Annotated in this window: 21 protein-coding genes; 8 read left to right on the plus strand and 13 right to left on the minus strand. The window is 57.2% G+C overall.

Annotation, left to right across the window (positions count from 1 at the left end):
- Window positions 1-8: 8 nt before the first annotated feature.
- The 4 genes from MGMAQ_RS02040 to MGMAQ_RS02055 form a co-directional block, all read right to left on the minus strand.
- Window positions 9-545, minus strand: a complete 537-nt coding sequence (locus MGMAQ_RS02040) for a ferritin family protein (RefSeq protein WP_046020226.1) — start codon at window positions 543-545, stop codon at window positions 9-11.
- A 61-nt stretch (window positions 546-606) separates the two neighbouring features.
- The gene (locus MGMAQ_RS02045; protein ID WP_052716047.1) at window positions 607-1,359 is read right to left on the minus strand and encodes a DsbA family protein; all 753 of its coding nucleotides are present in this window, start codon (window positions 1,357-1,359) and stop codon (window positions 607-609) included.
- A gap of 111 nt (window positions 1,360-1,470) precedes the next feature.
- On the minus strand, window positions 1,471-2,130 hold the full coding sequence (locus tag MGMAQ_RS02050; protein WP_148560798.1) for a hypothetical protein: 660 nt from the start codon (window positions 2,128-2,130) through the stop codon (window positions 1,471-1,473).
- A gap of 163 nt (window positions 2,131-2,293) precedes the next feature.
- Window positions 2,294-3,661, minus strand: a complete 1,368-nt coding sequence (locus MGMAQ_RS02055; protein ID WP_148560799.1) for a M48 family metalloprotease — start codon at window positions 3,659-3,661, stop codon at window positions 2,294-2,296.
- Here MGMAQ_RS02055 and MGMAQ_RS02060 point away from each other — a divergent pair.
- The 5 genes from MGMAQ_RS02060 (at window position 3,654) to MGMAQ_RS02080 (ending at window position 8,705) form a co-directional block, all read left to right on the plus strand.
- Entirely contained in the window at window positions 3,654-5,300 is a 1,647-nt protein-coding gene (locus MGMAQ_RS02060; protein ID WP_158498745.1) for a gamma-glutamyltransferase, read from the plus strand. The two genes, MGMAQ_RS02055 and MGMAQ_RS02060, sit on opposite strands and share 8 nt — an antisense overlap.
- Before the next feature lie 16 nt (window positions 5,301-5,316).
- Window positions 5,317-6,474 (plus strand): pyridoxal phosphate-dependent aminotransferase, encoded by a 1,158-nt coding sequence (locus tag MGMAQ_RS02065; RefSeq protein WP_046020228.1) that lies wholly within the window; start codon window positions 5,317-5,319, stop codon window positions 6,472-6,474.
- Between the two features lie 54 nt (window positions 6,475-6,528).
- Window positions 6,529-7,413 carry a LysR family transcriptional regulator gene (locus MGMAQ_RS02070; protein ID WP_198409151.1) on the plus strand — a complete coding sequence of 295 codons (885 nt, stop codon included), beginning with the start codon at window positions 6,529-6,531 and terminating at the stop codon, window positions 7,411-7,413.
- 120 nt (window positions 7,414-7,533) lie between these two features.
- Entirely contained in the window at window positions 7,534-8,094 is a 561-nt protein-coding gene (locus MGMAQ_RS02075; protein WP_046020229.1) for a cytochrome b, read from the plus strand.
- Between the two features lie 23 nt (window positions 8,095-8,117).
- Window positions 8,118-8,705, plus strand: a complete 588-nt coding sequence (locus tag MGMAQ_RS02080) for a YceI family protein (RefSeq protein WP_046020230.1) — start codon at window positions 8,118-8,120, stop codon at window positions 8,703-8,705.
- 551 nt (window positions 8,706-9,256) lie between these two features.
- Here the strand turns inward: MGMAQ_RS02080 and MGMAQ_RS02085 are convergent.
- Entirely contained in the window at window positions 9,257-11,218 is a 1,962-nt protein-coding gene (locus MGMAQ_RS02085) for a glycoside hydrolase family 15 protein (protein ID WP_046020231.1), read from the minus strand.
- A complete protein-coding gene (locus tag MGMAQ_RS19180) occupies window positions 11,197-12,429 on the minus strand; it encodes a glycosyltransferase family 4 protein (RefSeq protein WP_082085209.1) in 1,233 nt (410 codons plus the stop codon). The genes MGMAQ_RS02085 and MGMAQ_RS19180 overlap by 22 nt, the downstream gene beginning before the upstream one ends.
- A gap of 312 nt (window positions 12,430-12,741) precedes the next feature.
- Here MGMAQ_RS19180 and MGMAQ_RS20900 point away from each other — a divergent pair, with 312 nt between their 5' ends.
- Window positions 12,742-12,891, plus strand: a complete 150-nt coding sequence (locus MGMAQ_RS20900; RefSeq protein ID WP_158498746.1) for a hypothetical protein — start codon at window positions 12,742-12,744, stop codon at window positions 12,889-12,891.
- A gap of 269 nt (window positions 12,892-13,160) precedes the next feature.
- Here the strand turns inward: MGMAQ_RS20900 and MGMAQ_RS20160 are convergent, their stop codons facing one another.
- Both MGMAQ_RS20160 and MGMAQ_RS20165 read right to left on the minus strand, forming a co-directional pair.
- Entirely contained in the window at window positions 13,161-13,391 is a 231-nt protein-coding gene (locus MGMAQ_RS20160) for a hypothetical protein (protein WP_052716050.1), read from the minus strand.
- Between the two features lie 61 nt (window positions 13,392-13,452).
- Window positions 13,453-13,635 (minus strand): terminase small subunit, encoded by a 183-nt coding sequence (locus tag MGMAQ_RS20165; protein ID WP_052716051.1) that lies wholly within the window; start codon window positions 13,633-13,635, stop codon window positions 13,453-13,455.
- A gap of 393 nt (window positions 13,636-14,028) precedes the next feature.
- Between MGMAQ_RS20165 and MGMAQ_RS02100 the strand changes: the two genes are divergently transcribed.
- Entirely contained in the window at window positions 14,029-14,625 is a 597-nt protein-coding gene (locus tag MGMAQ_RS02100; protein ID WP_052716052.1) for a hypothetical protein, read from the plus strand.
- Between the two features lie 293 nt (window positions 14,626-14,918).
- Here MGMAQ_RS02100 and MGMAQ_RS02105 read toward each other — a convergent pair whose 3' ends face one another.
- The 5 genes from MGMAQ_RS02105 to MGMAQ_RS02125 form a co-directional block, all read right to left on the minus strand.
- Complete coding sequence (locus MGMAQ_RS02105; protein WP_046020232.1) at window positions 14,919-15,488, minus strand: glycine zipper family protein; 570 nt, start codon at window positions 15,486-15,488, stop codon at window positions 14,919-14,921.
- An 11-nt stretch (window positions 15,489-15,499) separates the two neighbouring features.
- Window positions 15,500-15,721 carry a hypothetical protein gene (locus MGMAQ_RS02110; protein WP_148560801.1) on the minus strand — a complete coding sequence of 74 codons (222 nt, stop codon included), beginning with the start codon at window positions 15,719-15,721 and terminating at the stop codon, window positions 15,500-15,502.
- Window positions 15,722-15,861: 140 nt separating this feature from the next.
- Window positions 15,862-16,527 carry a recombinase family protein gene (locus tag MGMAQ_RS02115; protein WP_046020234.1) on the minus strand — a complete coding sequence of 222 codons (666 nt, stop codon included), beginning with the start codon at window positions 16,525-16,527 and terminating at the stop codon, window positions 15,862-15,864.
- Window positions 16,528-16,670: 143 nt separating this feature from the next.
- The gene (locus MGMAQ_RS02120; RefSeq protein WP_046020235.1) at window positions 16,671-18,650 is read right to left on the minus strand and encodes an ATP-binding protein; all 1,980 of its coding nucleotides are present in this window, start codon (window positions 18,648-18,650) and stop codon (window positions 16,671-16,673) included.
- Window positions 18,651-19,849: 1,199 nt separating this feature from the next.
- Window positions 19,850-21,616 carry a site-specific integrase gene (locus tag MGMAQ_RS02125; protein WP_046020236.1) on the minus strand — a complete coding sequence of 589 codons (1,767 nt, stop codon included), beginning with the start codon at window positions 21,614-21,616 and terminating at the stop codon, window positions 19,850-19,852.
- A gap of 293 nt (window positions 21,617-21,909) precedes the next feature.
- On the opposite strand from MGMAQ_RS02125, the gene MGMAQ_RS02130 reads away from it, so the two are divergent.
- Window positions 21,910-23,238 carry a site-specific integrase gene (locus tag MGMAQ_RS02130; RefSeq protein ID WP_046020237.1) on the plus strand — a complete coding sequence of 443 codons (1,329 nt, stop codon included), beginning with the start codon at window positions 21,910-21,912 and terminating at the stop codon, window positions 23,236-23,238.
- Window positions 23,239-23,257: the final 19 nt, after the last annotated feature.

The raw sequence follows: 23,257 nt of genomic DNA on the forward strand, positions 1-23,257 counted from the left end.
ACCCCCCCTCACTCCGGAATGTTCGGCGGGTCCGGGTCTTCCGCCCAGTCGGGCGGCGGCGGGATTTGCGCTTCGATCCATTTCTCCAGCAACGCCACATGTTCGGCTTCCTCGTCGGCGAATTCCTGGGCCAGCTTGGCCACGCTCTCGTTGCGCGAGGTCGCTGCGACCCCGGCGTAGAAGCCCCGGGCGTTGCTCTCCGCCCGGTGGGCGATGAGCATGGCGTGATAGGGGGTCATCAGATAATGGGCGTCTTCCAGAGCCGCCGTCTCCGGCGAATCCTCGGTGCCCCATTTGTAGTCCCAGGGCGCGATATGGGGCAGGGTCAGGCCCTCGGCCCGCTCGCGCATTTCGGCGGCATGCTTGCGCCCGTATCCGGCCAGGCGACGAAGCAGTTCCGCCGTCTCCATATTGTTATGGGTCTCCAAGGAATCAGCCATTTCCTCGTAGCGTTCCACCGCCTCTTCTTCCAGGGCGATGGCATGGACGAGCAGCTCTTCGAGACTATCGAGGGCCTGACGCGGGGCAGTGGATGCGGTGCTCACGATGGTATCCCCCTGTGAACCTTGAAATGCGCAGGGAGTCTAAACCTTTAGGGGGCCCTTGTCAGCCTTTGCCGTCGCTTGCTTTCCGCGCCTGCACGATCAATTCCATCAACCGTTCCTGACCCACCGCGCCGGGGACGATCGCATCGCCGATGATGAAGGCCGGGGTACCGGTGATGCCCAGGGCCTGGGCCGTCTGTTCGGTAACGGCGAGTTCCTTGTCGACGGCGGGGGAGGTCATGCCTTTCTTGACCTTCTCCTTGTCCAAGCCCATGCCCACGGCGATATCGAGGATGCGCCCTTCGGTCATGCCGCCGCGCAGGTTCATCAATTCGGAATGGAAGGCGAAATACTTGTCCTTTTCCATATTCCAAACCGCCAGGGCCGCCCGGGCGGCCAGTTCGGAGGTTTCGTGCAGGATCGGCAATTCCTTGAGCACGTAGCGGATGTTTTTGTCCTTCTCCAGCAATGCCATGACATCGGGGAAGGCTTTCTTGCAGTAGCCGCAGTTGTAGTCGAAATACTCCACCAGAGTCACATTGCCGTCCGGATTGCCATAGACCGGCGATCCTTCACTGCGCTCCACGGTATCCCGCAGCATCATCAGGGCCTGTTGCTGTTGTTCCGCCTGGGCCTGTTCCTGGCGCACCTTGAGCACTTCGATGGCTTCGAAGATGACCTCGGGGTTTTCCAAAAGGTAGGACCGGACCACTTCGCCCACGGCTTTTTTCTGTGCATCGGTCAGTGGTTCATCGGCGGCTTGGACGGGAGCGGCAACAAGCAAGATGGTGAGGAGAGTCAACATACGGAGCATGAAAAGGCCTTTCGGACGGTTCGAGAAACAAGCGGAGGCATCTTGATCGGTCCGGGCTCAATGCTCAAGGATTCAGACGCCCGGACACGAAATTGTGTCATCGCGAGCCCATCACCTTGTCAAAGTTAACCCCGACAGTAAAAGGTCCGGCGATCCGGCGGCGTTGGGGTCTAGGGTCAGACCGAGAAAACGGATGCGCGTCCGGGTCGGATCCGCCGCCGGCCAGGCGCGACGATGCAGCACCGACAGATCCGCCGATTCCCGGATCCAGCGCCCCTGGGCGATGGGGCGCGCGGTTGAAGGCCAGGGTACCGTCAACCAGCGCAACCCCTTGGGCAATCCTTCGAAGGGCGGAGGGGCTTCGCGGTTGGTCGCGCTTCCTGTGAACCCAACCAGCAACCGTGCGCCCGGCGGCCCGGTGACCTCGGAGGTATGGAATCGGAACCAGTCGAGAAACGGGACCGCCAGGGGCGAGGCATCCACGGGACGCAGCAATGCGAACCCATCCGACGGCGCCGCGGAAACCCGCAACGCTGGAACGCCGTTGCGCCGGGTGACAGACAGGCCAACGCGGGCCGCGTCGCGATCCCCCAGGAGAAGCCAACCGGTGGGCGGACCAATCGGATCAAACATCAGACTGGGCCCCAGAATGGGCAGACTGCCGCCGACCGGAGTCACGGGTGTGGGGGGCGAGAGATCCGGGGCCGACGCACATGCCGAGATCGACAAGGCGAGAATCAAGATGGCAAACCGAATAGGCCGTAAACTCATAAAAATGATCCATTCAACGCCGGTCATTTTGCGCCGGAGTGGGGACCCGGTCGTAGGAAACCCGCGCGATCCCATTGGTGCCGACCAATCGCGACGGGATCCAGGGCGGCGTCAACGGCCTTCGAATGAAAAGGATCAACGGCATCGCATCATTCTTATGAGCTTACGGCCGCGTGGGGTCCTGTTCATCCTTCTCGGGTCGGGTGGCGTAAAGGATATCCTGCGCCCGCAGCCAGGAACTGCTGTTGCGCGATAGCATCTTGATGGCCTTTCCCGCATGGAAGCGGGCCTCGGAGTCCTTGCCGCGCAAATAGGCTTCTTCTGCCTGAGCCAATGTCGCCATGCCCATCTGGCCATCCTTGGCATAGGCGCGACCCAGCTGTGACCAGTAAAACGTGCTTTCCGGTTCCAGACGGAGCGCGATCTTTAAATCGCCGATGGCCAAGCGTGCCTGCTCCAGGTCGCCGGTTTCCAGTCGAGTCTGGGCCAAAATCGATGACAGCAGGGCATTGGGCGGCGACAGGCGTACGGCGCTTTCGTATGAGGGCAGCGCCTCGACCCCGCGTCCGTTCTCATAGAGGATCTGACCGCGGAGCTCATGGAAATAGGGATCGAGCGGATGATCGGCCAACAACAGGTCGATCTCTTGCAACGCCTCTTTCACATCGGACCGTCGGTAGTAGGCCACCGCCCGTGCATAGCGGGCCGGAAGAGAGGTATCGGTCACCGGATACTGGCGCAAGGTACGGGCGGGAGAGGTCAAGAACCCGACCAGCTTGGCCTTCATGCGGGCATACCGCCGTTGAAAGTCGGCGGACATTGGGGTGTCCGAGAATGGGGATTTGCTGACATGTTCGCGCAGGAAATCAACGCGCGTCTGGGTGATAGGGTGTGTCCGAACATAGGGGTCCTGGCTGCTGGCCGGAACCAGTTCCTGGTCTACCAGTATTTCCATGAACTCCATCAGCCCGCGCGCGGACTGGCCCGTCGCATCAAGCAGTTTTACCGCCGCCTGGTCAGCCGAGGATTCCTGCACCCGGCTGTATTTGAGGAACTGGCGCATGCCCATTTCCTGCCCGCCCATCATAATGGCCGTACCCAAATCACCGCGACCGGTGCTAACGGCTGCCGCCGTACCCAGAACGACACCAAGGATGGTGGCCGCATTGGCCCCGGACAGGGCCTCGCTGGTGCGCGAAAGGTGCCCACCAGAGATATGGCCGGTCTCGTGGGCAATGACGCCGATGATTTGTCCCGGGTTATCGGCCCTTATCAGCAAGCCGGTGTTGATGAACATCTGTAGGCCTCCGGCCACAAAGGCGTTGAGGGCCTTGTCCCGGACCAAATGTACGCGTATGGATTCAGGAGGCAGACCCGCGGCGCGGAACAGTGGCGCGGCATAGGCGCGAATGGTATTTTCCACTTCCGCATCACGGATGAAGGTTGGTCTTTTGGCCGCCGAACTGGGGAATGCAGCCGACAAAAGCACCGCAACGGTCACAACGGTCAGGACGACAATGCGTATGTTCAAGGAATTGATCTCCACCAAGAGTTCCAAAGGTAGTAGTGCCGGGAGGCTGCGTCAACGTGGTGGCGTGGGATTGACTCTGTCTTTGTTGATTACCCTAACCGCCTGCACCGGCCAGGATCCGGAAAAGGGGACCATTGGCTATGTCACTGGATACCTTGGCGGCGTGGTGGCCGATGAGCCTCGCGCGGCCTTGGTTGGTCGCGATGTGCTGTCCGCTGGGGGCAGCGCCGCGGATGCCGCCGCGGCGGTCTATTTCGCTCTTGCCGCTACCATGCCCTCGTCGGCGGGACTGGGGGCGGGCGGGGTGTGCCTGACCCACAATCGCGAAGATGGAAAAGTCGAGGCGTTGGAGTTCCTGCCGCGCGCCACCCGCGAGACCGGCAAACTGGCCACGGCCGTGCCCATAGGACCGCGCGCCTTTTATGCCTTGCAGGCCCGCTACGGCAAACTGCAATGGGGTCAAGTCGTGGCCCCTGCGGAGCAGTTGGCCCGTTTTGGCAATCAGGTATCCAGGGCCCTGGCAACAGACCTGGACCGCCACGGCGAGGCGTTGGTTTCTGATCCCGCCACCGCTCGGATATTTGCGACGAAGAGCGGCAAGCCTGCCGGCGAAGGCGCCTATCTCACCCAGTTGGATCTGGCCGCGACGCTGGCCGTCATTCGTTCACAAGGACCGGGCGATTTTTACGTGGGACGTCTCTCGCGCACACTCGTTGCCGCCGTTGCCGCCATGGGTGGAACCCTTTCGGCAGCCGATCTGGTGTCCGCTCGCCCCACCTGGCTCGTGCCTTTGCAAATCGAATTTGGCCACAAGACCGCTCACTTCCCGCCGCCGCCTTCCTATGCGGGGAGCGTGGCGGCGCAGATGTGGGGGCTGTTGGAAGCCGACGATCTCTATGCTGACACACCAGCCGAGGGGCGCCTGCATCTTCTGGCCGAGGCGGCCATGCGGGCCTATGGCGGTCGGGCTGCCTTGTTGGAAAAACAATTGTCTCCGGACAATTTGACGACCCAAGCCACCTTGGAAAAGCTGGCGGACAGCTTAGACCCGGACCGGCATACCTCAGCGGATTCTCTGGTTCCGCCGCCGCGCGGTTTGCGTCAGGATTCATCGGAAACCAGTTTCGTGGTCGTCGATCCCGAAGGATCCGCCGTGGTTTGCAATCTTAGCCTCAACGCGCCTTTTGGCAGCCAACGGATCATTCCCGGCTTGGGATTCCTGTTACCCGCCGCCCCAATGACCAAAGCTCAGCCCGGGCTATCCATGGGCCCGATGATGGTGACCAATCACCATGTGCGTGAGTTCTTTTTTGCCGCCGGATCCAGTGGCGGCGTGACCGCGCCAACGGCCATGGTCAATGTGGCCGCCCGGGTATTGATTGGCGAGGAACGGCTGGAAACGGCCCAGGCCGCCAAGCGGGTTCACAACGGCGGCGCGCCGGATGTCAGCTTCATTGAGACCGGGGTGACTCAGGCAGAGATGACCAGTTTGACCCGTCGTGGCCACAAGGTGCAGGCGGTCAAACGTATCGGCCGGGTCAATGCCATCTCCTGTCCCAAGGGCCTGCCCGTGCGCCCGGATTCCTGTAGCGTCAAGGCCGATCCCCGCCGCTTCGGACTTGGTCTCAGCGCCGACTGACGGAGGTATTGAACTCATGGCTCTGAAGGTCGCCAGCCGCGCCACCGTTCCGCCGTTCATTGTCATGGACGTGATGCGGGCCGCCAACGCCCGAGAGATGGCGGGCAAGGACGTGCTGCATCTGGAGGTGGGGCAGCCGGGCTCCGGCGCTCCCGCCGCCGTGCGCGAGGCAGCGCGGCGGGCCTTGGACGAACAGCGATTGGGCTATACCGATGCCCTGGGTCTGCCAGCGTTGCGCCAGGCCATCGCCAAGCATTATCAAGACGATTACGGTCAGGCGGTCGATGCGGAGCGGGTGGTGGTGACCACCGGCTCGTCCGGGGCCTTCGTCCTATCGTTTCTGTCTTGCTTCGACGCCGGAGACCGGGTGGCCCAGGCCGCGCCCGGTTATCCGGCCTATCGCAATATTCTATCGGCCCTGGGGGTCGAGGCCGTGGATATTCCTGTGGGTCCCGACAGCCATTTCCAGCCGACGCCCGCGCTACTGGATCAGGTGGACAATCTGGACGGTCTGATCCTGGCCAGCCCCGGCAACCCCACTGGCAGTATGATCGACCGGGACCGCTTCGCCGAACTGGTCGCCTATTGCGCGGAACGGGACATCCGGCTGATCTCCGATGAGATCTACCATGGCATCACCTATGAGCAGCGCGCCGAGACAGTGCTCGCCTTCACCGACGATGCCCTGGTGATCAACAGCTTCTCCAAATACTTTGCCATGACCGGCTGGCGGCTGGGCTGGATGGTGATGCCGTCGGACATGCTGCGAGCGGTGGAATGCCTGGCCCAGAACTTGTTTATCTCACCCCCGGCCCTGTCCCAATATGCGGGCATCCATGCCTTCGACGCCCAAGAAGAGTTACAGGCCAACGTGGCCCGCTATGCCCGCAATCGCCAGGTTTTGCTGGACGGCCTGCCGAAAGCCGGGTTCACCCAACTGGCACCCTCCGACGGGGCCTTCTACGTCTATGCGGACATCAGCGCCCTGACCGATGACAGCCCGGCCTTCTGCCGCCGCATGCTTGATGAAACGGGGGTCGCCGCCACTCCGGGCACCGATTTCGATCCGGCCCGGGGGCATCGCTTCATCCGCTTTTCCTATGCCGGAACCACCGAGGATATGACGGCGGCCATGGCCGCCTTAGCGCGAGTCGGATCCAATGGGATCCGTTAGACGCGCGCGCCCCTATTGGAATCGATCACGACGTGATCGAGCGGCTTGGAAGCCATGATCGATCTGAATGAAATGGTCATTTTCGCCCGGGTGGTGGAAGCCGGCTCCATCACCGGGGCGGCAAAGATGCTCGGGGTTCCCAAGTCCACCGTGTCCCGCCGCCTGGCGGAATTGGAAAGCCGTATCGGGGTGCGCTTGTTACAGCGAACCACCCGCTCCATGACCCTCACCGAACTGGGGGCCGCCTACTACGAACATTGTGCCCACATCGCCACCGAGGCCGAAGAAGCCGACCGCCTGGCCTCCTTGGATCAAGCCGAACCGCGCGGCTGGCTGCGAGTCTCGGCGCCGGTGGAAATGGGCCTGGCGGACCTGGGACGGCTGATTGGCGAGTTCATGGCGATGTACCCCCAGATCAGAGTGCAGTTGGATACCTCCAACCGCTTTGTGGATCTGGTCCAAGAAGGATTCGATTTGGCCATCCGTGCCGGAGACCTTGCGGACTCTTCGCTCATCGCCCGGCGGCTGGGCAGCGACCGCCCGGTGGTTTGTGCCAGTCCTGAATACCTGGCGCTCCACGGCACACCGACTCATCCCAGGGATCTGGAAACCCATGCAGCGGTGATGTTTGGAGGCATTGGGGATCGCAAATCTTTCCACTTCACCAAAGATGATGATCCGGTCACGGTGGTTCAGACCGCCCGACTTTCCGCGAACCTGATTGCCGTGGCCCGGGACGCCGCCATCGTTGGCTCGGGCATTGCGATTCTGCCCGGGGGTGTCTGCCGGAGCGCCTTGGAGAGTGGCGAACTGGTGGCGGTGCTGACCGATTGGTCGCTGCCGGAGACCGGCATCCATGCGGTCTATCCCTCGCCCCGGCATTTGACCACCAAAGTGCGGACCTTCATCGATTTTCTTGCTGAACGGTTTCCCCAGTAGGGGTCCTTATTGTCCCGTTAATAGAACAATAAGTCTCGATTTTACCGCCTAACCCTATAAAAGCGGTGTCACTACATTACCTGCATGAAGCGAACCGACATCACCGTGATGAGGCGCCCTATGCAGTTCAGCAACCATCCCTCCGGCTATGGCTTGGTGGCCATTGTCATCCATTGGACCTTTGCCGTGACGCTTTTGGGGCTATTTGGTCTCGGGCTCTATATGGTCGAGCTCACCTATTACCATCCCTGGTACCGGTCGGCGCCTGATCTGCATCGCTCGGTCGGTGTGGTGCTGGCTTTGTTATGGCTGGTGCGAATCCTTTGGCGGATGACCCAGGCCCGGGTGCTGCCGGAACCGGGCGCCCCGGCCTGGGAGACCCGTGTGGCCCATATGGTCCATGGCCTCCTGTACCTTCTGCCCCTGGGCTTGTTCGTCAGCGGCTACCTGATATCCACTGCCGATGGACGGGCCATTTCGTTTTTTAATCTGTTCGATATTCCGGCTTTGCTGCCCCCTGCCAAGGGCCGCGAAGACTGGGCCGGAGATGTTCATTTCGCCATGGCCCTCGCGGTGGTCTCGCTGGCCGCCCTGCATGCCCTGGCGGCACTCAAACATCATATGGTCGAACGGGACCGGACCCTGGTCCGCATGCTGAAACCCCTTGAATCCAAAAAGTAATCCCCCCGAAAGGAGACTGCCCCATGACCAAGACCTTCCTCCGCGCCGCTCTGGTGGCCCTGCCATTGGCCTTTGCCGCCCTCGCCCCGTCGGCCCAGGCTGACAGCTATGTGATCGACACCAAGGGGGCCCATGCCTCGATTAACTTCAAGATCAAGCACCTTGGAATCAGTTGGCTGACCGGTCGCTTCAACAGCTTCCAAGGGACGTTCAATCTGGACGAAGCCAATCCCGGCGATGCCAAGGTCCATGTGACCATCGATACGGCGAGCATCGATTCCAATCACGCCGAGCGGGACAAGCATCTGCGCGGCGGCGATTTCCTTGATGTGGACAAATTCCCCAAAGCCACCTTCGTCAGCCGCAAGGTCGAGGTTACCGGCAAGGATACGGCCAAAGTGACCGGTGATTTTACCCTGCACGGAGTCACCAAGCCCTTGACCCTCGATGTGACCCATACCGCCGCGGGAACGGACCCCTGGGGTGGTTTCCGACGCGGATTCGAGGGAAAGGCCAGCTTCGCCCTGGCTGACTACGGCATCGATTTCAACCTGGGTCCGGCCTCCAAGGAGGTCCAAATCACCCTCTATATGGAGGGAATCCGGCAGTAACTCTACTCCGGCGCCGCCCAGAAGATGGACCCCCACGGGATCGCGATAACCGCATTCCCTGTGGGGGTTTGGTGGTACCAACGACTGATGTTCACGGGTTCTCCACTCCTTAAGGGTCAATTAAAAATCATACCTTTGTCGCAGCTCATGCGTTTCGTGCATAGCTGTCCTGTTATTTTGTATCTGGACCTTTAATCAGTAAAATCTAATATATTCCGTAGACGATTTGAGTTGAAGGCTGCTTGCGGCCCTCTGATCGTCGCCAGTTTCCGGGCGCACCGCTCGGAAAAAAGGGGCTCGTCTCTTCCTCCCAGTTGGAACGAGTCCTACGTCTCCCAGACGTGAAGCCTCCCTGTTGAACTTACGCCCCGGCCTCCCAGCCGGGGCGTTCTTTTTCAACTGGTTAGATGATTTTCTGGGCGCTGGCGGACCGGTCTGTTGGCCGGAATTGGGCTTTGGGGGCTAAATGGGGGCCAAAACTGATTGGTTTCGTGGCTGCTAACGGATAGGGTGCGTCTTCATCTACCGCGAACCTTGGGCAGATACCGCCTTCATGCCCGAAGCGCCGTGTCCTTTTCATCATACATTAGAACGGTATAGACAAAGGCAGAATGACTCCATGTGAGAGGAGAGACGCAAAGAGGAGAACCTGTGACGGGATGCACCTGCTCCGCCAACACGCCGGATGGAAGGGCGTTTTTCCTGCACCACTCCAGATAGGGAAGCACCGCCTCGAGTTCCTCGATGTTTTCCGCCCGGGCAATATCGTATTCGGCCAGCCAGAGCGTCGCAATAAACCAAGGATTCCCAGGGATGTCTTGGGGGCCGTCCGGGTCCCGCTGATACACGTCGCCCTGGTAGCGGGCACAGCCTTCCACCGAGGTTTTGAGCCACAGCTGTTCGCGCACCGCTTCGGCGGTTGCAACCATCCGCGGATCCCTGGCATCCAGAACGCCCAGCGTGGCCAGGCTCAACAGGCTGACGTCAATGACCTCGTCAAGCCGATAGCCCCCTTCCACCCGGGAGCCTGAACGGGCAAAGCGTTTCAAGCCGCCATGATAGAGGTGCCGATCGATCCCCGCCGTCATTTCAGCGGCCACGACTTCGTATTGGTCGGCTAGGGAGGCGTTGGAAAAGAGCCGGGCGAAATTCGCCGCTGCCTGCAGGCCGACGATCACCGTCGCCACCGTGTAGGCGTGCAATGCATACCGCTCCTCCCACAGATCATAAGACGGGAGCGGCAGCCGCGTTTCCGGGTCCCGGTAAAGGACCAGAAAGTCGGCCATTTTCAGGATGAGTGTGCGGTAGAGAGGCCGGATGAATTCCACGTCCTTGGTTTTTTGGTAGTGTATCCAGAGCGCCCACAAGGTCAGTGCGGTCGAGTCCTCCTGGATGGGAAGGACCTCCTTGCCGTCGATGAGCCATGCGTGCCAGTTGCTCGCCAACGATCCGTCGGGGTTGTAGTGCTGGAACAGATAGCCCTCGTCGGACAGAACACGGGCACAGAACCTGAAGTACTTTCTGCACGCGTGCTCGTACCCGGCCGAGGCCAATGCGGCGGCAACGAATGCACCGTCGCGCCCCCACATGTACGAATAAGTGTCCTTGCCGAATCGGATGATGGCCGAATCGTTGGCGGCGATGATGGCGCCGCGATTGTCGATCTGCGTTCTCAGGATGAGAAGGCTCCGGTTGAAAATGTCGGTAATCTGCTCGGGTAGGTCCATGGGTTTGCCGGATTGTTCCCCCACCCAGGTCATCCAGTACTTCGAGGTGCGCCGGATGAGCTCTTCGGGCAATAGCTGGTGGGCATCGTGATTTAGCTTCGCCACTTCGTGGTAAGTCGTGCCCGCGGCCATCCAATAATAGGCATCCGCTTGTCCCCCGGCAGGCAAGTCCAGTTGAATGCCGAGGGTTGAATTGGGCGAGCCCCAAGCGGACGGATTTCCGTCCAGTTCAAAACCGCCGACGTCCTCGTCGAGGTCGAACCGATTGCCGTTCCCGTTTCTCCCGCAGGAAAAGTTTTTTACGCCCCACTGGTCATGGGTCCGGCAACTCATGAGGAAATATCGGTGGCCCTTGTAGTGGACAATCGAATGACTCCGAGGGTCGAAATAGGCCGTGCCGCCGATGTCGTTGCCGTACAGATGGAATTCGTGGGTGAAGAAGAGTTGGACCTGACGGGCAACCTTGCGCAGGTTAACCACTTCGATCTTCCTGACGAAGATATTCAGATCCATATCGACCGTATCGGAACAAAGAAGCTCCAGGCCCAGGTCGTCGTTGCGCAGAGAGACATTCGTCACCAGGGTCTCGTCCAGGTACCGAAGATCCTTTTTCCATTCTGGTCCCATCCAGGAGAAATGCCCTTCTACCCGGACGCCGAACCGGAAAGGTCGCCCGCCGGAATGGTTCTCCTGCCCGATGAAGGGGAAGTAAATGTCTCGGATCTGATAATCCGAATCGAAATTGACCAGCAGGGATCCGTTGCTTACGGGGAGGTCTTTGGGCATGCGTACCTTTCATCAATGATCCGCCGGTAGAGCTCGGAATACTTCCGAGCCATGCTGGTGATCGAAAAATTATTCTGGACGTGCCTGCGGCACGCGCTGCGATCGATCTGCCGCCGCGTCCCCACGGCCGCCAGCATCTCCTGCATGGAGCCGGAAACAAAGCCGGTCTTTCGGTGGGCTATGATCTCGGGCACGGAGCCCCTGTCGAAGGCCAGCACCGGGGTGCCGCAGGCCATCGATTCGATGAGCACAAGCCCAAAAGGTTCCCCCCAGCGGATCGGAAAGAGGGTCGCGCCGGCGTGCCCATACCACATGTTTTTCTGAGCGCTGCCGACTTCCCCGATATAGATAATCTGCTTTCCTGATTCCAGGATGGGCTTCATGACCTTGGTGTAGTAGGCGTCGCCGTAAAGCGGGGCGCTTGCGTCGACCACGAGGTCGATGGATTTCTCCAGTTTCTTGAAGAATGCCCGGTCCTTTCGTTTGTTCTGGGTATTGCCGGCGAGAATGAGTTGGGTGCCGGTGCTTTTGGCAATCTCGATGGCCGTGTCTTGCCCCTTGTCTTCGGTGATTCTGCCGATGGAAAACAGGTAATCCAGCGGTCCGGGATCGGCTTCAAACGTGAAGTTACTCAAATCAATGCCGTGATGGATAACCTCTTGCATGTTGACAAGCCCGCGATGCTGCTTTCTCTGATAGTCGCTAATGGGCACGAAATAGGCGTTGGTAGAGGTGGGGAGGGATTCGTTCCACAGCTCGAAATCTCCCTTCTCATCGGCAGGTACGTGGAGGGTCATGACAATCGGCACGGGCGTGTGAAGTAGGCCTTCGAAGGCCTGCATCATCATAACCGGGTCATGCATGTGAACGATGTCGATGTCTCCGCGTTGCGCCCGGTGCATCGCGCCGGACATGTGCCGACCCATGAATTCCAGCTTTGCGCGGGACTTCGTGCTGCAGTACTCGGCGAACCCATTTTCGATTGTGGTGTGTTTCTCTCCGACGATACAGGAATCGCCTGGGCAGGCGACGATCGACCGGTGGCCCAGTTCGGATAGTCCCTTGTCAAGATTGTAGATGACGTTCTCGATAGGACCGTAACAGAGATCCTGCTGGATCGGTCGATTTAGAGTTGCAATCTGCAGGACCTTCAACGACGTGTCCGTCGGCAAGAGACGTTTCGACGTGTCGTCGGCGCAACTATCCATCATTCCCTTGGTAACTCCGAAATTCGTTAGAGATTGCGGCTAGCCCTTCTTTCTAGCCTCCGTTTTCTGCGCATTCGCTACCTCGAAATCCAAATATGTGGGCTCTCGCGGAGAGCGGAAACACCAAAATTAAAGAAATTATTTTATTACGGAGGAAAAATATCCATATTAAGAATAGCAACAAAAAAAGAATTATTCAATGGTAACCATAAATAAAAAAAATAAAATTACGTCGTACATTGATTAATCAATATTTTATTGCCATATTTTCTTTTAATATGAACCGTTTTTGCAGATCTAAAGAAGTTTTTTGCAATGTCATTCAAATTTTTTTCTGCCAAAGAACTCTCCGCTACTCAGGTGCATTCCTTCAAAAATCGACCCGAAAATAAGGCGAACGATGAGGTGCCCAAAGGCCAGCAACCAGAGGCGCTGGGGCGGTTGCTGAAGGGCTGGCTGTCGTGATCCTGGTGATCGGGGAGTTTGTAAACCGACGAAAGACGGCCCTTGGGTTTTTAGCCGGGTGGCCTGGACATAGCCCAAGCTCCCCGACCATAGGGGTCAAGGCGGTACGTTTCGGTCGCACCAGCCACTTTCGTCGGGGTTACAAAGCCCCGTAACCATGCGTCCTGGTTCCGTGTGGAATTCTATCAGGAGTTGCTGCCACTTGGAAGCATTGGGATGGGTTTGGATGAGCCGATCTGGTATCACGTGATACCAATCCACTTCAGGCTCTAATCGTCCAGGTCACGTACCCGTCGCCGCCCCGCAATAATCCGCTCCTCAATGCTCATCCCATGGCTGACATCAAGGCGGTCTTTGAAGGCTCCAACCTCGACATGCTTGCCGATCAACTCCAGGGCACGTGCTGCGGCACTGGCGTTGAAGGTGAACAGCGCATTGCCGTCTTCATCATAGCGCTGTTTGCCGGTCTTGGGATTGCGGGCGGGTTTAATCTCCTGCATACACCGGCCAAATAGCTCCACCCCTTGCCTTAGAACCTACTCTGCGTCGATCCTGGTGGCCTCAGGGCGCTCCTCCATGGCTTGCGATACCTTGCTGGATATCCGGTTTTGACAGGTTCTCTGAGCCAATCTGGCGGGCTGTCCGCTCGCTATAGCCAGCCCGAACTGCCGCCTGGGTGGCATTCAGGTCCAAGAGGTATTCTTCGACAAAGCGCTGCTGTTTCGGGGAGAGGTTCGAGGACATAGGTTTTCTCCATATTAAATGGCCCTTCCTCGACCCTCAAATTATAGCAAATTCAGCCCATAAAAACAATTCAACGTGTGTGGACAGCGTGTGTGGTAATGACTGCCGTGAAAATTTTTAACGAACTGTTTTTATTGAATTTTTGAGGATGAAAATCGCTTGGCGTCCCCTAGGGGAGGGGATGACAAAATCGAAAAACCTTTCGATTCAAACTACTTACGAAACCGGTGTTTCACCGTATTTGCTACGACCGTAGCACATTGCCGTAGCAAAACGAAGGATCCGTTCCAGCCTTCATACAACCGAAGTTTCGCCAGATTGGTAGGCGATGGATTTCCGCTTTGTGTTACTCTCGGCTACCGGCATTGCCTGGCTGGTTGAAGGAGAGTCGAAATGCCCTTCCGCTCCGAGTATGTCGAGACTCTAAAACTGCTGGCGCGGGCCTTCGAAGGAGTGACCGCGCGAGGCTTCGAGAGCCCCGTGTTGGTGGGCGGCGCCGTGGTCGAGTTCAACACGGAGAGCGATGTCACTTCCGGTGATTTCGACGTGGTGACGCCCTATCAGGACGCTCTGAAAGAGGAATTGGTGAGGGTGGGATTCGACCTGCCGTCACGGTTCGAGCCCTGTCAACGCGGCCTGATCCACAAGGGATTGGGGATCGGTGTGGAAGTCGTCGGCCGCGTCCCATTCGAGGGGGCCAGCGACCAATCGCGGCTCGTAGTGGTGGACGTGGGCGGCGGGGAGGTCACGATGATTCCGCCTGAGGATATCATCGCCGACCGTCTCGGCCAGTACTGCATGGACAAGATCAGCGCAGTGGAGATGCTCGAACAGGCGCGCTATGTCTGGATTCTTGCGGAAATCGACGATGAAGAGTACCTTGATAAACGCATCCAGGAGGAAACCTCGGGTGAAATGAGTCTGGCCTCTGCAAAACGGCAGTTCGATCATGAAGCGGGTCACGCTGACAGAGCAAGAAAGAAAGATTGAGGCGCGGAAGGCCCAGTACGGCATTTCCAGCAGTGGCTTCGTGCCGTTGAATTCCGGTAGCCGTCGGACTGATTCCAAGAAAGCAATGTTCGCCAGAATCAAGGAATCAGACTCCGATCAGAGGCGCAAGTCCAAGTTCGCTTTGGGTTAATTCCCGGATGAATTGGTGATAGCGCGGGAAAATCCATCGCAACACCTCGACAGGGCAATTTACGCCACCCTGGGTTCGTTCGCATATTGCGTCGGGGCAACGACCACCGCCACTCCGGGCGCAGTCAATTTCTTTTTCTTTCCTAATCCTCATCGGCGTAATAGGTGACCAGACTCTGATCGTCGCAGCGATCGGCAATGGCCTGGATGAGTTTCACCCGACCTGCCACGCATTCTTTCTTCAAATCGGGCGAGAATATTCCAACGGCGCCGCCGTAGCTGCTGTGACACCAACCGTCAGGGGTTCCCCAGGGGTACTTGCCACCGGTGACCTTGTGGCAACGAACCTGCAAGCACTGGGTCATAAGAAAGTTCTTGTACATCGTCTCCTCAAACTGCGCACCAATAGGCCCGGCAATCAACCCAACAAGCATGCCTTCGCCGAGCGCACCAGCGGTGCCTGCCGCATAGTTGGCTGAACCAAACAGTCCGCTTGCAACGGTGCTACCGGCTGTCAATGTAGCTGTGGTGGACATCATGATCCCCACACCGTCTGTGCCCATCTCGGCCAGGCTCTGACACTCGATCATGTCCTTCTGCAAAGCCTGCGGATCTTTAACGGTCTTCATGTCCACGCGCGGTGGATCGTAGGCGGTCGTGGAACAGGCACCCAGTGCCAAAGCTGCGATGAGAATGGGTAGGGTAGGGCGCATGGGTTTTCTCCTTAGTTCAACACCGAATGACCACGACCTTGCATGCAGCGTCGAACCTCTTGCTCGTCGCCGTCACCGTATCGGTCAGTCAGCCACTCACACTCCATCAGGTCCTCCTGCATGGTGCGTGCGGTTTCATCCTCGGACGCCTTTAGATCAACCAGCGGCTCCCAAGGGCCACTACAGGCCGATGTCGTCAGCAAAGCGATTCCAACAACCAATCGTTTCATCATTTTCTCCATTTCCGCACCCTAAACCGCTCCAGAGGTGCGGTTAGGGTGCGGTTAGGGTGCGGTTGCAAGGTTTAGCGCGTTGATAAAATACGATATCTACCTATGCAGGTAAATATACTATAGTCAATTCTGAAAAGGCATCAGGATAATGATTTCTGGAGCATGACCCGTCTGACCGAGGTGGGCTTCCAGTACCCGCCTCGAGGGGCGCAGATACCCCTTGCATCAAGCGCCGCAGCAATCCCGCGCAGGGTGGTTATACCGGCAGACTGGATCTCGCCGATGATAGGGTGGATGTTCGTGGCGAACTGATCTGCCCGCGCGCTCTTGACGGCATTGCCTATCGTGGAACCTTTTCGAGGGTTCGGACTTCCCAGTTTCACACCTCGCTGCTTGGCGGCGGCCAATGCCTCTTTGGTCCGCTTGCTGATCATCTCGCGCTCGTGTTCGGCGAATACCGCCATCATTTGAAGCATCGTCTTGTTGGCATGGGGCATATCGGTTGCGACGAAATCAACACCCGCTTCCATCAAGTTGGCGGTGAACGCAAGATTGCGAGACAGGCGATCCAGTTTCGCGATCACCAGCGTCGCCTTTTTCTTTCTGCAGATTGCAAGAGCATCGGCCAGCCGTGGCCGGTCATTATTTCGGCCGCTTTCAACTTCAACGAACTCGCCGACTACCTCCCACTGGCCATTGCCGAGATAGGTGGTCACCGCCTGGCGTTGGGCATCAAGCCCGAGGCCGGAACGCCCCTGCCGGTCAGTGCTTACCCGAAAATAGGTGACCATTTTGGTGCTCGACATGACGCAATCCCCTTCTTGTTACATTCTCAAACGCTCGTATGCGATTGTAACAAGGGGATGAATCGGTGTCGGGTGAATTCCTGGGGCGGCTAAAAAACCAAAATCAATGCATCAAAATATTCATCTCAAGCGAAATCAGACTCCTACCCGTCGATGCCCAATTCCTTGAAGAACGCCGCATTTCGCGCCTTGGCATCTCTCAATAGTTTCGCATATGGGATGATCTCGACGAATGCCTTAGGGTTGTCGGTGTATCCGAACATGCCTTCGTTGTCGGGAGTGGGCTGCAACGGCATGCCCATGAGACTGTCACTGAGGCCCTGCGTGATATCAGCCACGATGTAACAATCGAAAGAAGTCCGATCATTGATGCTGGAGATTACATGCCCCTTACTGTCCTTGAAAGTTTTCCCCGATTTCATGAGATTGACGTATCGGAGTGCCTGACGGACAGGGTCTTCGTCCTTGTAATCCTCCCGACCGGGTCGTTTGAATTCGACGATGACAACTTTATCACTACCTTGTTCGCCGGTTCGCCATCCCAAACAACTGTCGTACAGAAAAGCTAGGTCGGGGCGATCCTGGCATTCGGTATCCAGATAGGCACGGGCTTGTTTGTCGGAGGCGAAAAAGTTGAAGAAGGCCAGGCGGTCATCGAGTATCCACAGGTTGTGACTGGCCAGTTCAAGGGCTGTTGAATCCACCCGCATCGGGCAAATAAGGCTGTGGACAGCATCTTCCAGATGATGGCGGTGTTTCTCCGGATCTTCGTATCCAGTCAAGGTATCAAGGAATTCCAGAATGGCCTTACGTTTCGCAACGTATTCGGCCAGAGCTCCCATGCGCTCCTTGTCCACGTAGCGCATGTAATCGTCCACTTTCTCTTTGATTTCCGGATTGTCTTCGTCTCCCTTGGCGATCTCCAAGCTGATCCGGTTAAAATCACGTTGCCGCCGAAACCGACTCCGGCACATGGAAACATAGATTTCCTCTTTCCTCCCGGCGCTATTTGGTTGCAGGGTCTTGACGAAATCTTCCAGGTCTTCGTTCAAGTAGATGAATTGCGGGTTTTCGACGATCAAATCTTGGGTGTTCTGAGTCATTAGGGCCATTGTCTCGGCGACATAGTCGGCCAGGTACTCCCGGATACTCGTTGCGACCTGGCGACGGACCGCTGTCTCTGTTTCCAAGTCAAAGGTAAACCCATCCCGCTCCTGATTGACGTGCAGATCGAGGAAATCTCCGGTAACGCTACCGATGTAAATTGCTTCCTCGTCCAGCGCCTTGAGGCCGATCTGATCGTCGATGCATTGCTCGGTCACGCTCCGTTCATGACCACAGAGAAAAAGCCAGTTGTAGGAAGAACCCCGGGTTCGGATGCGTTTGTTGCACTTCATGTTATGAATGATGAAAGCGTGCTCGTCCTCGTCAAGTGTGACGGCGACCTCAACATCTTGTTGGTCTATGATCATTTCACCGAAGTATTTTCGCAGGTCTGTCACACCGTCATCATGTATGAAGATGCTCGGGGCAGCCTTGGCGGCGAAAGTTGGCAGGAAGTGGGCGATCAATCTTTCGACAATGGTCTCAACTCTGGCCGGGCAACGGGTCTGATATCCGTCTTCGAAGCCGGAGAGTTCGATCACCGTGCCCGTCTTTTCGCTCGCGCTGCCCTCCTTGATCTCATTGCGTATTTGATTCTCGTCAGCCAGAATGAAATCGAACATACGTTTCATCGGTTTCGGTGGGAGACCATCGTCCAGGTAAATGCTTTCAACCCGTGCCCCACCGAACACTCGGAGCCAGGACAACCGCCCGACGCCTTTGCCGCCTAGGCCCATCTTCCGGCGACTATCGGGTGTCTGGAAAGAAGTGTAGTTGTCTTCGGTAAAGCCGGGACCATTATCCTCGATCCTGAATCCGATTACCGCGTCGTCTTCTCCATCCCGGATGACGTTAATATCTATACGACCCTTGCCCACAGCTTCATCTTTGAACCGTTCCCGAACCGCATGAAAAGCATTGCTAACTGCTTCCATCAAGGGCAGGAGCGCGTTGATCTCCGACGGCTTCAACGGCAATCGTTCGACCCGACCGACGATATCACTTACGAGATCAGTCATTCTTCCTCCGCCCATCACATGAGTGGCGATGATACCCGGAATGGACGAAGAATGTCATCCTTTAATCTTCCGATGGCGCGGTGAAAATCGCTTGGTCGCTGGCCGGATTTCCCAATCCCAATGTAGATGTATAAGAGTCGAGACTCAGGAGAAAAATGCACGCGATGACATTATTCCATCAAGTCTTATACCTTGAGGATTGGTTTGGTCGTATAAGGAGCCAGCATCTTTTCGAAAGCTATACAGGCACCCCCCAGAAAGGGTCGCTTTTTGCGTAGGACTTCACCCTGCCCTGAAGCGCTTGAGAAGGAGTGCTCTTGGAAGCGTCTCAGGCGGTCCGTGGCAGCTTATGTGTGCTGGATGCTGGCCCACACAACCAAAACCGTCGAAAGCTCACCAGCGCGAATCCTACGAGCTCCTACGATATTCTGGCAGCCCCCGTAGCACCTTTATAGCCTGTGAGTGTCGGCGATATAAGGCACACGCGCAACGCTTGTATCGTTTGGTGCTGACAAATATTGATCTGTCGATCATCAGCGGCGTTATGTAAACGTCCTTCGTGCAATACCCAGCCCAGGATAGAGAATCTGTGGGAACGCCAAAATGTAAGACACGAGCCGGATTGTATCCCGGAGCTACGGCTCTCATTGCGCTTTTTGCCTTGATTACCTCATCGGGTTTGACAAGTGCTATCCCATGAAAATGTAATGAATTCGGGCCACCTTTGAACTCTGCCACCATGAAATACTCGACGCGCCGTCCGAGGGCAGCTTTAAGTTTTCGATCCATGTCCCGTTTCACATGGCTAACCACTCCGCGTCGGAACGATATTCCCCTGGTGATACGATCCTCGTCAAGACGGAGAGAGAACGCGTACCGATGTCCGACATACTCGGAAACAAGCGCACAGTACGCCGCCCAAATGACAGGTGACGCCCTTTCCCAAGTCGGTAAGCGTTGTGGAAGATACCTACGCCCCAAGCCGAGTGCAGAGAGATGTTCGGCAACGTCTCTTGCTGTCCATTTCTCCTCAACGCCACCTTTTAGCTGCTCTACTAATATAACTGGACGAAGCCGTGACGAAGGAGTTGGTAAAACCCCTGAAAGGCGCAGTTTCCTTAGTGTATTGGTGTCTGCCAAGGGGTTTCGACGGTCTTTGCGTTTTACCAATTTGGCCAACTCCTCCACATAGCCTCATTTTAAATCAAGTGCGACAGATCCAATCCTGGATATTCAATCGTCTTGATTGCCTCGAACAGCTCCGGCGCTCTTGGTGTCCTGTATGCTCGTGCTGAACTTGGGTCCTCTCGTCCGGTAAGCGCACTTCTTAAAGCCTCATCCCGGATGGAGCGGAACGCCGCTTCTTCGAAAGAATGTCGGAAGCCGTGCAATGGTGATACCCTTTTGGACGTGATCCCAACGGCGTCCAGGAGATTACGCATCCATTTCCCCATAGCTTCCGCCGAGTTGCTGAACAAACGCTTCTGCCCATCCGCTCGGACGGCCGCGACATATTCGAGAAATCCCATCGCGATGATCTGTGGGTGCAGAGGAACGACGCGCCGACTCTGATCGTTCTTTAAGCTTCGCCCATCGCTCTCGCCAGTGTCCGCGTCATCTATATCTGAAACCCGGATGCACCAGACATCTTCATCCTGGAAAATGTCATCAACCGTCAGCACAGCGAATTCGCCTCGCCGGGCCCCTGAGAACAGCGCCAGCAAGACTGCCCAGAAGCGAAAGTTATGGCCGCTCCTGCGATAGGCCTTGAATGAATGATCACCTGGTTCTTTCCAGCGGCTCTGGCTCCTACAACCGGTGAACGCCACTGATGAAAAGATCCTATTCAATTGATCAGTAGTGAATGCGTCCCTCTTCCGCGTTTTCCGCTCTCTGCTTGAAACCGTGAAGCTGACGCCGCGCGCTGGGTTAAAGTCTTCCGGCACATAGGCATTCTTCGCAGCCCAATCAAAGAACTGCTCGATCGGTTTGAGTCGTTTTGCGTTCAGGATGTCACGTTTCTGCCTCTCGTCGGTATTCCCTGCACACCAAGCAGCGGCGACCCTGATAGGCAGATCACGGGTTTGTGGGCGGGTAGACCACTTGGGCCACAAGTTGCCGATGACATCTTTGAATTCGACGACGTCAGATTTGGAAAACGAGCCAACGTTTTTTACTTCTCCGTAGCAGTCGACCAGCCAATTCAATGCGGTCGCTTTTTCACCGACAGACTTCTCCTTGATCCCGCTGGCGCGTTCCTCGTCCAGGAATGCTTTGATCAGCACAGTCATAGGCCTCTCTGCGCGGATCGCGGTGCTATCAGGCGACTGGGTCAGAGATGATCGCAGCGGTTTTTCATTGCATTGCGCAAGTAGCGGGTCCGACGGCATATAGTCAAAGTCCCCTTCGGTGACGCGGGCAAGCCGCGCCTTTACGGCTGCCAGATGTCCCCGGGCCACTGCGCGGCAAAGGTCGTGAAACTCTTCGCACTCATGATCGATGCTCTCTGGCGGAATGTCTTCGAAATGGAGCAAACCATCCACGTCGCACACCATTCTTCTGAAATCATCTGCCGCGAGCATATCGAGATAATCCTGTTTTGCCTCTTCGAGGAACTCGCGATGCTTCCGCGCCTTCTCCTTCACACTCATGTCGTCCGGGAGGTATTCGACCGCCACCGCTGGCTCATGATCCACGTAGTCCATCTCGACCACGAAGAGGCTTCGCACCAGTTCTTCAATCTTATCACGGTCTAGATCCATGCCTCGTTTCCCCCTGACGGCGCGGAACAGCCTATCAGCCGCCCGCTGAGCGTCAAGGCGACGGCGTTTGGCTGTTTGACCATTGGTCGTCTTCAGGCTACGCCAGATCTCACGTCGACCGAACCGCTCCTGGAGGTCGCTGGGTATCGTGACACGGAAATGATAGATCGCACCGCGTCGGATCAGATTGCTCGCCAAAGGCATCGCCGTCATCCCCCGCCCGTAGCACACGGACGTAGCAAAGCGGCTTCGAAAGCATCTGAATTGTCAGGGAGTTAAACCCCATCAATGGCTTATCGGATTTTGGCGTCCCCTAGGGGATTCGAACCCCTGTTGCCGCCGTGAAAGGGGGAAATAGCGTATTTTTGGGACATTCATGGACGGTCATGTATTAAAAAAATCAAATTAATTCATTTAGTTATAGTCCATTGCTATCCCCTTGTGTCCGGGAACGTATTATGGGTAAAATATGGGTACGTTTTGAAAAGGGGAATTTGATGGCCCGCACCGTTCGCAACGCAAAGCTGGACTCCCGCACGGCCCGGTTAAAATTGACCGCCCGGCGTGCGCCGTATTGGACCGTTCTCTCCAAAGGGGCGGCCCTGGGATACCGCAAGGGCGCCAAAGGCGGAACGTGGATTGCCCGCTTTCTCGATGATACGGGGACGCACCGTTATCAAGCCCTTGGCGCGGCGGATGATGCCATGGACGCGGACGGCACCGTTTGCCTGTCCTATGCCGATGCCCAGCGCGAAGCGGATAAGTGGTTTCGAATTGCCGCCAACGGTTTCCAGGATGATGCGCCCCGTTCCGGTTCGTATACCGTCAATGATGCGATGGCGGACTATCTGGCCGCGTACAGGCGCAAGGGCGGAAAATCCTTGGACCGCACGCAATCGGCAATCGACGCGCATATCAATCCAACGCTGGGGGGCGTGCCTGTTTCCAAGCTGACAAAGCGCCGCGTAGAGCAATGGCTCGATGGCCTAGCCAATGCCGCCCCGATGGTTCGCACGGCCCCAGGGAAGCCTCAGAATCGCCGTGAGGCGGATAGCAGCACTGAGGGTGCCCGCCGCCGTAAATCCAGCGCAAATCGAATCCTAACGGTTCTCAAAGCCGCTTTGAATCATGCCTATGCCGATGGCAAGGTTTCCAGCGATGAAGCATGGCGAAACGTCAAAGCCTTTCGTGAGGTAGACGCGGCCCGCGTGCGTTATCTGAATGATGAGGAATCGCGCCGCCTTGTGAATGCCTGCACAGCTGATTTTCGCCCGATGGTGCAAGCCGCGCTTTTGACCGGATGCCGCTATGGGGAAATTACCGCGCTCAAGGTTACGGACTACAGCGCGGACGCTGGCTCCCTGCATATTCGTATCAGCAAATCCGGCAAGCCCCGGCACGTTGTTTTGACGGATGAAGGGCGCGGTTTTTTTGACACCGCCACCGCTGGCAAGCCTGGAAGCGCCTATATATTCATTCGGCCCGATGGCGAGGCGTGGGGGCGCTCACACCAACAGCGCCCGTTCAATGCCGCGTGCAAGGTTGCCAAGGTTGAACCGCTCACCTTCCATGAATTGCGCCATAGTTACGCTTCCCGCCTTGTGATGAATGGCGCACCGCTGGCCGTCATAGCGGCCCAGCTAGGCCATAGCGACACGCGCATGGTGGAAAAGCATTATGGGCACCTATGCCCGAATTACATTGCCGACACCGTGCGAGCTGCATTTGGCTCCCTTGGCGTGGTGGAACAAACCAACGTCAAGCCGCTGCGAAAAGCGGACAAAAAGCATTCAAGAGGCACTATATTCGTTACCGCTTCGGTCTGAACAGCTTTTATGCACTGGT

Origin of the sequence: Magnetospira sp. QH-2 (assembly GCF_000968135.1) — a bacterium.
GTDB lineage: Bacteria > Pseudomonadota > Alphaproteobacteria > Rhodospirillales > Magnetospiraceae > Magnetospira.

What these genes read in the sequence shown, in the direction of transcription:
- MGMAQ_RS02045 (WP_052716047.1), bottom strand. Translation starts at nt 1,359, where the DNA reads ATGCTCCGTATGTTGACTCTCCTCACCATCTTGCTTGTTGCCGCTCCC.
- MGMAQ_RS02050 (WP_148560798.1), bottom strand. Translation starts at nt 2,130, where the DNA reads ATGAGTTTACGGCCTATTCGGTTTGCCATCTTGATTCTCGCCTTGTCG.
- MGMAQ_RS02060 (WP_158498745.1), top strand. Translation starts at nt 3,654, where the DNA reads ATGTTCAAGGAATTGATCTCCACCAAGAGTTCCAAAGGTAGTAGTGCC.
- MGMAQ_RS02065 (WP_046020228.1), top strand. Translation starts at nt 5,317, where the DNA reads ATGGCTCTGAAGGTCGCCAGCCGCGCCACCGTTCCGCCGTTCATTGTC.
- MGMAQ_RS02070 (WP_198409151.1), top strand. Translation starts at nt 6,529, where the DNA reads ATGATCGATCTGAATGAAATGGTCATTTTCGCCCGGGTGGTGGAAGCC.
- MGMAQ_RS02075 (WP_046020229.1), top strand. Translation starts at nt 7,534, where the DNA reads ATGCAGTTCAGCAACCATCCCTCCGGCTATGGCTTGGTGGCCATTGTC.
- MGMAQ_RS02080 (WP_046020230.1), top strand. Translation starts at nt 8,118, where the DNA reads ATGACCAAGACCTTCCTCCGCGCCGCTCTGGTGGCCCTGCCATTGGCC.
- MGMAQ_RS02085 (WP_046020231.1), bottom strand. Translation starts at nt 11,218, where the DNA reads ATGCCCAAAGACCTCCCCGTAAGCAACGGATCCCTGCTGGTCAATTTC.
- MGMAQ_RS19180 (WP_082085209.1), bottom strand. Translation starts at nt 12,429, where the DNA reads ATGATGGATAGTTGCGCCGACGACACGTCGAAACGTCTCTTGCCGACG.
- MGMAQ_RS20900 (WP_158498746.1), top strand. Translation starts at nt 12,742, where the DNA reads ATGTCATTCAAATTTTTTTCTGCCAAAGAACTCTCCGCTACTCAGGTG.
- MGMAQ_RS20160 (WP_052716050.1), bottom strand. Translation starts at nt 13,391, where the DNA reads ATGCAGGAGATTAAACCCGCCCGCAATCCCAAGACCGGCAAACAGCGC.
- MGMAQ_RS20165 (WP_052716051.1), bottom strand. Translation starts at nt 13,635, where the DNA reads ATGTCCTCGAACCTCTCCCCGAAACAGCAGCGCTTTGTCGAAGAATAC.
- MGMAQ_RS02100 (WP_052716052.1), top strand. Translation starts at nt 14,029, where the DNA reads ATGCCCTTCCGCTCCGAGTATGTCGAGACTCTAAAACTGCTGGCGCGG.
- MGMAQ_RS02105 (WP_046020232.1), bottom strand. Translation starts at nt 15,488, where the DNA reads ATGCGCCCTACCCTACCCATTCTCATCGCAGCTTTGGCACTGGGTGCC.
- MGMAQ_RS02110 (WP_148560801.1), bottom strand. Translation starts at nt 15,721, where the DNA reads ATGATGAAACGATTGGTTGTTGGAATCGCTTTGCTGACGACATCGGCC.
- MGMAQ_RS02115 (WP_046020234.1), bottom strand. Translation starts at nt 16,527, where the DNA reads ATGTCGAGCACCAAAATGGTCACCTATTTTCGGGTAAGCACTGACCGG.
- MGMAQ_RS02120 (WP_046020235.1), bottom strand. Translation starts at nt 18,650, where the DNA reads ATGACTGATCTCGTAAGTGATATCGTCGGTCGGGTCGAACGATTGCCG.
- MGMAQ_RS02125 (WP_046020236.1), bottom strand. Translation starts at nt 21,616, where the DNA reads ATGCCTTTGGCGAGCAATCTGATCCGACGCGGTGCGATCTATCATTTC.
- MGMAQ_RS02130 (WP_046020237.1), top strand. Translation starts at nt 21,910, where the DNA reads ATGGCCCGCACCGTTCGCAACGCAAAGCTGGACTCCCGCACGGCCCGG.